This window comes from Oceaniglobus roseus (assembly GCF_002869745.1).
Lineage (GTDB): Bacteria > Pseudomonadota > Alphaproteobacteria > Rhodobacterales > Rhodobacteraceae > Oceaniglobus > Oceaniglobus roseus.
The window spans coordinates 1-8330 of sequence record NZ_PNOS01000070.1 but is presented as its reverse complement, the minus strand read 5'-3'; the positions used below and the strand labels follow the sequence as shown (position 1 = coordinate 8330).

Below are 8330 nucleotides of genomic sequence, written 5' to 3'. Positions count from 1 at the left end.
ACCGGCTGGCCAACACGGTGGCCATGATCGGCCCCGGCTGGAGCGACGGTCCGCCGCCGCTCACCGCGTTGCGCAAGGCCGCGCACCGGTCCGGCCGCCGCGCCTTCGCGTGGAAGCTGCCGCCGCGCGACGCGGCCGCCGCGCGGGCCATGGGCTGGCATGTCCACCGGGTCGGGGTCGAGGCCATCGTCGAGACCCGCGCCTTCGATCCCCTCGGCCCCGGTGGCCGCCAGCTGCGCCGCAAGCTGAAGAAGGCCGCCGCCGCCGGGGTCGAGGTCGCCCGCGCCGAAGGTCCGCTGCCGATGGCGGAGATGCTGCGCATCGACGCCACCTGGCAGGCCGCCCATGGCGGTGCGCGGGGCGTGACCATGGGCCGGACCGCCCCCGCCACCCTCGCCTTGCAGGAGGTCTGGACGATCCGCCGGAACGGGCAGCTGGTCGGCTTCGTCAGCTTCCATGTCGCGGCGCGGGAGCGGACGCTGGACCTGATCCGCCACGCCCCGGGCCTTCCCGACGGCGCGCTGCACCTCGCCGTCGCCACCGCGATCCGCACCGCCCGCACCGAGGGCGTGGCCCGCGTGAGCCTTGCCGCGGTGCCGGATCCCGCCGGGCCCGGCTGGCTGACCCGTCCCTTCGCACGCCGCGCCGGCAGCGCCGGGCTGCGCCAGTTCAAGGCGAGCTTCGCGCCGCGCTGGCAGCCGGTCCATGCCGCCGCGCCGGACCGGCTGTCCCTGCTGCTTGGCGCGCTCGACCTCGCACGGGCGGTGAACCGTCCGCCGACAGCGGATCCGGCCCCCGGTCACGCCGATATCGAAGGGGGTCGGGCCACGGCGGCATTTGCCCCCGCCCCCGATCCGTGGCAAGAGCGGCGCAACTGACCTGCCGCTGCAACCCGGGATCCAAATCATGTCCGATCTTCTCTCCCGCCTGCTGGACGAAAAGCCGTTCCTGCTGGCCGACGGCGCCACCGGCACCAACCTTTTCAACATGGGCCTGCAATCGGGCGACGCGCCCGAGTTCTGGAACGTCACCGACCCGGACAAGATCCGCACCCTCTACCGCGGCGCGGTCGATGCGGGGAGCGACCTGTTCCTGACCAACACCTTCGGCGGCAACGCCTCGCGGCTGAAGCTGCACCAGGCGCAGGACCGGGTGCGCGAGTTCAACAAGGCGGGTGCCGAGCTGGCGCGCGAGGTCGCGGACAAGGCAGGCCGCCCCGTCGTCGTCGCCGGTTCGGTCGGCCCCACCGGCGAGATCTTCGAGCCGATGGGCCCGCTGACCCACGCCCGCGCGGTCGAGATGTTCCACGAACAGGCCGAGGGGCTGAAGGAAGGCGGGGCCGACGTGCTCTGGGTCGAGACGATCAGCGCCGCCGAGGAATACCGCGCCTTCGCCGAGGCCGCGGACCTTGCGGGGATGCCCTGGTGCGGCACGATGAGCTTCGACACCGCGGGGCGCACCATGATGGGGCTGACCAGCGCGGGCATGACCGAGATGGTGGAGAAGCTGAAGGGTTCGAAACCCGTCGCCTTCGGCGCCAACTGCGGCGTCGGCGCGTCGGACCTGCTGCGCACCGTCCTGGGCTTCGTCGCCGCGGGGACCGAGCGGCCGGTGATCGCCAAGGGCAACGCGGGCATCCCGAAATACCACGACGGCCACATCCACTATGACGGCACGCCCGAGCTGATGGCGGATTACGCCGTGCTCGCGCGGGACTGCGGCGCGCGGATCATCGGCGGCTGCTGCGGCACGACGCCCTCCCACCTCGAGAAGATGCGAGAGGCGCTGGACACCCGGCCCGCGGGCGAGCGGCCGACGCTGGAGGAGATCACCGCGCGGCTCGGCGGCTTCTCCTCGGCCAATGACGGCACGGGCGACGACACCACGCCGACCCGCGCACGGCGTCGCCGCCGCGACTGACGGCCTTCAGGGGCGGAAGATCGGCACCCTCGGCCCGGCCTCCTCGGGCAGGGTGCCGTCGAGCCGCGGATCCGTCGCGATCTCGATCTGCTGCGAGACGGGGACGAAGCCGCTGCGCCGGTAGAAGGACAGCGCGCCCGGGTGGTCCAGCGTGCAGGTGTGGACGTGGAACCGCTCCACCCCGTCCCGCCAGGCCAGTTCGATCGCGCGGTTCATCATCCAGCGCCCGGCCCCCTGCCCCACGAGATCCGGCGCGAGGCCGAAGAACGACAGCACGCAGGCCCCCGGCACGCGGAAGTCCAGTTCGCACAGCCCCATGTCCTCGTCCCCCTGCCGCAGGACGTGGACCTGCACCCGGCGGTCGCGCAGGAGCGACGCCAGCTCGTCGCGCGGCATGACGGCGCGCGAGAACCAGAGCCAGTCGCCCGAGCCGACCCTGCGGTAGAGCGCGAGGTAGCGGTCGGGATCGGGGTCTGGCAGATGCTCGAGCGTCAGCCCCTCGGGCGCGGGCACGTCGCGGGGTGCGGCGGGGCGCGCCATTTCGAGGTGCGTGACCACCGCCGCCACCCTGCCCGGCGGCACATCGTGAAACCCGTCGCTCAGCATCCCCGTCCCTCCGTTGCCGCGCCCTCTATAGCGGCGGCGTCAGAACAGCGAAAGCTGGTCGCCCGGCCGCGGCGGGACGCGGAACAGGTCGCGGCGCAGCGGCGGCAGCGCGACGTCCAGCCCGAGCCGCGAACAGGCGAGGTCGAACCGCTTGCCGATCAATTCGGCGTACACGCCCTCGCCGCGCATCCGGCGGTGCCATTCGGCGCTGTATTCCTTGCCCCCGTGCATCTCCCTCAGCCGCGACATGACCTTCGAGGCGCGGTCGGGATAATGGGCGCGCAGCCAGTCGACGAACAGGCCCGAGACCTCCAGAGGCAGGCGCAGCATGATCCAGCTGGCCGCCACCGCCCCGGCGTCGCGGGCGCTTTGCAGGATCGCCTCGACCTCGGTGTCGGTCAGGCCGGGGATCACCGGGGAGACCATGACCCGCACCGGGCAGCCCGCCTTCGCCAGCGCCTCGATCGCCTTCAGCCGCCGCGCGGGGGCAGGCACCAGCGGCTCCAGCCTGCGGGAGAGCGTCGCGTCGAGCGTGGTGACGGAGATGCCGACCTTGGCGAGCCCCGCCTGACCCATCTCGCCCAGGAGGTCCGCGTCGCGCTCGATCAGCGTGCCCTTGGTGGCGATGGTGACGGGGTGGCGGAACTCCGACAGCACCTCGAGACAGCCGCGCATGATCCGGCGGGACTTCTCGATCGGCTGGTAGGGGTCGGTGTTGGTGCCGATGGCGATGGGGGCGACGCGATAGGCCTTCGCCGACAGCTCCTTCGCCAGCCGGCGCGGCGCTTCGGGGCGGGCGATCAGCTTCGTCTCGAAGTCGAGCCCCGGCGACAGGCCGAGATAGGCGTGGGTGGGCCGCGCGAAGCAGTAGATGCAGCCGTGCTCGCAGCCGCGATAGGGGTTGATCGAGCGGTCGAAGCCGATGTCGGGGGAGCTGTTGCGGGTGATGACCTTGCGCGGCACCTCGACGCTGACGGTGGTCCTGAGCGGCGGCAGGTCCTCCTCCCGGTCCCAGCCGTCGGACTCGCGGACATGGGCGTAGGGTTCGAACCGGCCGTCGGCATTGGACAGCGCGCCGCGGCCCTTGGCGCGGGCCAGAAGCTCGGGGTCGGGAACGGGATTCGCGATGCGATGCGGCATGGGGGGACGTTGGAACATTAAGCGAACATTCACAAGAGGGGCGCATCGTGGGGGCCGCGCCTCATCATCTTCATGCAAATTTTGGAGGCTTGGCGCCCTTGCGCGGGCCACCTCCGGGGCGCAGGGTCGCGCAGGACGCGGCGAATGTCGTTATCTGTCGTGTGGCAACGGATATTTGGCGCGAAGAGAGAATCTGAGCCGGGCCGGGGCGCATTCCGCGCGGGCCCGCCATGGAGTGCGATATGGCTGACGACGACATCATTCTTGCCGACCTGCCCGATGACGAGCTTGTGCTGCAAATGCACGACGACCTCTATGACGGGCTGAAGGAAGAGATCGAGGAGTCGGTCCACATCCTTCTGGACCGCGGCTGGGAACCCTACGACATCCTGACCAAGGCGCTGGTCGCGGGCATGACCATCGTCGGCAACGACTTCCGCGACGGCATCCTGTTCGTCCCCGAGGTGCTGCTGGCCGCCAACGCCATGAAGGGCGGCATGGCGATCCTGAAGCCGCTGCTGGTGGAAACCGGTGCACCCAGGATGGGCAAGATGGTGATCGGCACCGTCAAGGGCGACATCCACGACATCGGCAAGAACCTCGTCGGGATGATGATGGAGGGCGCCGGGTTCGAGGTGGTCGACCTCGGGATCAACAACGCGGTCGAGAAGTACATGGCGGCGCTGGAAAGCGAGAAGCCCGACATCCTCGGCATGTCGGCGCTGCTGACCACCACGATGCCCTACATGAAGGTGGTGATCGACACGATGGTCGCCCAGGGCATCCGCGACGACTACATCGTGCTGGTGGGCGGCGCACCGCTGAACGAGGAATTCGGCCGCGCCATCGGTGCCGACGCCTATTGCCGCGATGCCGCCGTGGCGGTGGAGACGGCGAAGACCTTCGTCGCCCGCAAACACAACCAGATGGCCGCGGGCGGCTGAGGCCGCCGTCCCCTCACATCCAAGCGGACCGGGCGCGCGCTACTTGCGCACGCCCGAGAACTGCGCCTTCCAGGCGTCGCGCTCGTCGTCGGTGATCTTGCGGAAGGTCACCTCGGGCACGGTGAAGGCGTGGCCCGCCGGAAGCACGTCGAGCGCCGCCGCCACGTCCTCGGGCCAGTCCCCGTTCTCCGTCCCCATGGCCGTCATCAGCTCTGCCGCCGCGTCCGGGATGAAGGGCTTCGACAGCACCGCGTAGAGCCGGACAAGGTTCAGCGACAGCCGCACCATGGCCGCCGCGCGCTCGGGGTCGGTCTTGAACACCGTCCAGGGCGCGTTGGCCTGCAGGTACTCGTTCCCCAGCACCCAGATCGCGCGCAACTCGGCCGCGGCCTTCCGGATCTCGATGGCCTCCATGAACCGCTCGTAGGCGCGGATGCGCGTCGTCAGGTCGGCGATCAGCTTCTCCTCGGCCTCGCCGAAGCTGCCACCGGCAGGCACCTCCTCGCCGAACTTCGAGCGGCAGAACTTGGTGACGCGCGAGACGAAGTTGCCCAAGACGTCGGCCAGGTCCTTGTTCACCGAGGCCTGGAAATTCTCCCAGGTGAACTCGGTGTCGCTGGTCTCGGGCGCGTGGGAGAGAAGCCACCAGCGCCAGTAGTCGGCGGGCAGGATCGACAGCGCCTGGTCCATGAACACGCCGCGCCCCTGCGAGGTCGAGAACTGGCCGCCCTCGTAGTTCAGGTAGTTGAACGACTTGATGTAGTCGACCAGCTTCCAGTCCTCGCCCGGAATGGTGTTCGCCCCCATGATCGTCGCCGGGAAGCTCAGGGTGTGGAACGGCACGTTGTCCTTGCCCATGAACTGGACATAGCGGACATCGTCGGCGCCGTGATCGACGCGCCACCACCGCTCCCACGCCTCGGCTGGAAGCCCCTGTTCATCGGCCCATTCCCCCGCGCAGGCGATGTATTCGATGGGCGCGTCGAACCAGACATAGAACACCTTGCCCTCCATCCCGGGCCAGGGCTGGTCGCCCTTCTGCACCGGCACGCCCCAGTCGAGGTCGCGGGTGATGCCGCGGTCCTGCAGCCCGTCGCCGTCGTTCAGCCACTTCTTCGCGATCGAGGTCGTCAGCACCGGCCAGTCCGTCTTGCTCTCGATCCAGTCGCTGAGCTTGCCGCGCATCCCCTTCTGCTTCAGGTAAAGATGCTTCGTCTCGCGCACTTCAAGGTCGGTCGAGCCCGAGATGGCAGAGCGCGGGTTGATCAGGTCGGTCGGGTCGAGTTGCTTGGTGCAGTTCTCGCACTGGTCGCCGCGGGCCTTGTCGTAGCCGCAGTTGGGGCAGGTCCCCTCGATATAGCGGTCGGGCAGGAAGCGGCCGTCGGCAACGGAATAGACCTGCTTTTCCGCCACCTCATCGATCAGCCCCGCCTCGTCGAGCTTGCCCGCGAAATGCTGGGTCAGCTTCCGGTTCTGGGGCGACGAGGACCGGCCGAACTTGTCGAAGGACAGCCGGAACCCGTCCGACAGCTCCTTCTGCACCGCCCACATCCGCGCGCAGTAGTCCGCCACCGGCTCGCCCGCCTTGGCCGCCGCCAGCTCGGCCGGGGTGCCGTGTTCGTCGGTCGCGCAGAGGAACAGCACCTCGTGGCCCCGCTGGCGCATGTAGCGGGCATAGAGGTCGGCCGGCATCTGGCTGCCCACGAGGTTCCCGAGGTGCTTGATCCCGTTGATGTACGGAATGGCGGAGGTGATGAGGATGCGTGCCATGGGATGCCCTGTCTTGCCGGTCGCGCCCCCTTTACCGCAAGCCCCCGGGAAGGGCTAGCGGTCGCGGGAGCGTCCCAGCAGGCGGCCGATCACGAAGGTCGTGCGCGGGGAATAGACATAGGGCGTGCGCGTCTTCGCCGGGCGGCGCATCATCCGCTGGAGGCCGAAGACGATCAGCACCGCATGGGCCGCCGAGACGAAGAGGAACATCGCCGGGGGGCCGAATCGGGCGATCAGCTCGGACACCACGAAGGGCGAGGCGATGGCGCCGACGGCGTAGAGGAACATCAGCGCCGCCGACAGTTCCACCCGTTCCGAGCTGTCGGCATAGTCGTGGGCATGGGCGGCGGAGACGGAATAGATCGGGAAGGTGGCGAATCCGAACAGGGCCGAGCCCAACATCACCGCCGCCGTCCCCCCCGTGGACAAAGCAACGGTGGCGGCGCAGGCGGCGATCCCGGCGGCGGAGAAGGCGATCAGCACCCAGCGGCGGTCGTACTTGTCGGCGATCCAGCCCGCGGGGATCTGGCTGAGCGCGCCGCCAAGGACGAAGGCGGCGAGGAACAGCGCGATCTGGTCCGCCGTCAGCCCCACCTCGACCCCGTAGACCGGTCCGACCATCCGGAAGGCCGAGGCGGTCAACCCCGACACCACCACCCCCGCCGCCGCGAGGGGCGAGCGCTGCCAGGCCATCATCGGGCGCAGGCGGGGGGCCGCGGGCGTCTCGGGCTGCTTCAGCCGGGTGATCGTCAGCGGCAGCAGCGCCGCGCAGCAAAGGAGCGCGAGGAGGTTGTAGGAGACGTAGCTGCCGGGCTCGAGCACCGAGATGAACAGCTGCGCCGCGAGCGATGCGCCCATGTCGACCATGCGGTAGACGCCGAAGGCGCGGCCCCGCGTCTCGTTCGTGACCTTCGCCTGCAGCCAGCTTTCGATCACCGTGTAGCAGCCCGCGACGCAGAGTCCCGACATCACCCGGAACCCCGCCCAGACCAGCGGGTCGATCACCAGCATGTGGGCGAGGATGCCGATGGTGCCCGTGGCGGTGAAGGCGGCGAAGGCGCGGGAATGGCCGATGCTGCCCATCAGCCGCGGCGCCCACCAGCAGCCGATGAAGAAGCCGAAGAAATGGGCCGAGCCGAGAAGGCCGACCTCGGCCTTGGAAAACCCCAGCCCCAGCCCCGAGATCGCGTCGAGCGGGATCAGCCCGCCCGAGCCGATCTGGAGCAGGATCAGCGACAGGAACAGGGCGGTGAAGGAGATCAGCAGGCGCATCGGGTCGCTTGGGGCTTCGGTGGGATCAGCCTGTCACGGTGCCGCGGGGCGCCCCTGCCCCGCTGCGACGCCGTTTTGTCGTTTTCGGATCAGGGCTTGCGGCGGGGCGGGCTGTCGGGGCCCTGTCCGCGCTTGCCGCCGAAGGACTTGCCTCCGGCTTTTTCGGTGGGTTTACCGGCAGGCTTTCCCCCCGGCTTGCCGAAGGGCTTGCCGCCCGGTTTTCCCGGGCCGCCTGCGCGCGGGCCGGGACGCCCCGGCTTGGCGCCGGGCGGAACGAAGCGCTTCGACGGGTCGCGGGCGTCTGCAGCCGCGGCGGCAGGCTTGCCCGCCGGTTTCGGACGCGGCTTGAACCCGGCGCCTTCCGGCTTGCCGCCGTCACGGGGAGCAGGCCGACCCTGCGGTTTGCCCGGCCGGTCGGATTTCTCCCAGGGCTTGCCGCCCTCACGGCGGTCGGATGTCTCGCGGGGCTTGCCGCCCTCGCGCCGCTCCTTCTCCCAGGGCTTGCCGCCCCGGGCGGGGCGGTCCCGCGGCGCGTCGGACGCGGGCGTCTTCCACGACTTCGACCCGGCGGCGCGCGGCGCGTGGCCTTCCGCGGCGGGCTTGCCCTTGTAGGCCGGTCTTTCGGCGCGCGGAGCCTCGGTGCGCGGCGGCGTCATCTCGGTGGCGCGCGGCGCCGGG

7 protein-coding genes and 1 pseudogene are annotated in these 8330 nt (G+C 70.2%); 3 read left to right on the top strand and 5 right to left on the bottom strand.

The genetic code is table 11. The features are described from left to right. On the top strand, positions 1–878 hold an 878-nt coding region (locus A7B20_RS20785; RefSeq protein WP_172961075.1), incomplete at its 5' end, for a DUF2156 domain-containing protein. Between the two features lie 28 nt (positions 879–906). Further along, the gene (gene bmt / locus A7B20_RS20780) at positions 907–1920 is read left to right on the top strand and encodes a betaine--homocysteine S-methyltransferase (protein ID WP_102110494.1); all 1014 of its coding nucleotides are present in this window, start codon (positions 907–909) and stop codon (positions 1918–1920) included. A 6-nt stretch (positions 1921–1926) separates the two neighbouring features. On the opposite strand, the gene A7B20_RS20775 is transcribed toward bmt, so the two are convergent. Further along, the gene (locus A7B20_RS20775; RefSeq protein ID WP_102110493.1) at positions 1927–2526 is read right to left on the bottom strand and encodes a GNAT family N-acetyltransferase; all 600 of its coding nucleotides are present in this window, start codon (positions 2524–2526) and stop codon (positions 1927–1929) included. A gap of 39 nt (positions 2527–2565) precedes the next feature. Then, on the bottom strand, positions 2566–3666 hold the full coding sequence (locus A7B20_RS20770; protein ID WP_102110492.1) for a PA0069 family radical SAM protein: 1101 nt from the start codon (positions 3664–3666) through the stop codon (positions 2566–2568). A gap of 242 nt (positions 3667–3908) precedes the next feature. Here A7B20_RS20770 and A7B20_RS20765 point away from each other — a divergent pair, with 242 nt between their 5' ends. Next, positions 3909–4610 carry a corrinoid protein gene (locus A7B20_RS20765; protein ID WP_102110491.1) on the top strand — a complete coding sequence of 234 codons (702 nt, stop codon included), beginning with the start codon at positions 3909–3911 and terminating at the stop codon, positions 4608–4610. Between the two features lie 39 nt (positions 4611–4649). Here A7B20_RS20765 and metG read toward each other — a convergent pair whose 3' ends face one another. From metG to A7B20_RS21515, 3 genes and pseudogenes are all read right to left on the bottom strand, one after another. Then, complete coding sequence (metG, locus tag A7B20_RS20760; RefSeq protein WP_102110490.1) at positions 4650–6380, bottom strand: methionine--tRNA ligase; 1731 nt, start codon at positions 6378–6380, stop codon at positions 4650–4652. A gap of 54 nt (positions 6381–6434) precedes the next feature. After that, positions 6435–7652, bottom strand: a complete 1218-nt coding sequence (locus A7B20_RS20755) for an MFS transporter (RefSeq protein ID WP_102110489.1) — start codon at positions 7650–7652, stop codon at positions 6435–6437. Between the two features lie 89 nt (positions 7653–7741). Then, positions 7742–8330 (bottom strand): annotated as a pseudogene (locus A7B20_RS21515) (hypothetical protein); the annotation flags it as partial.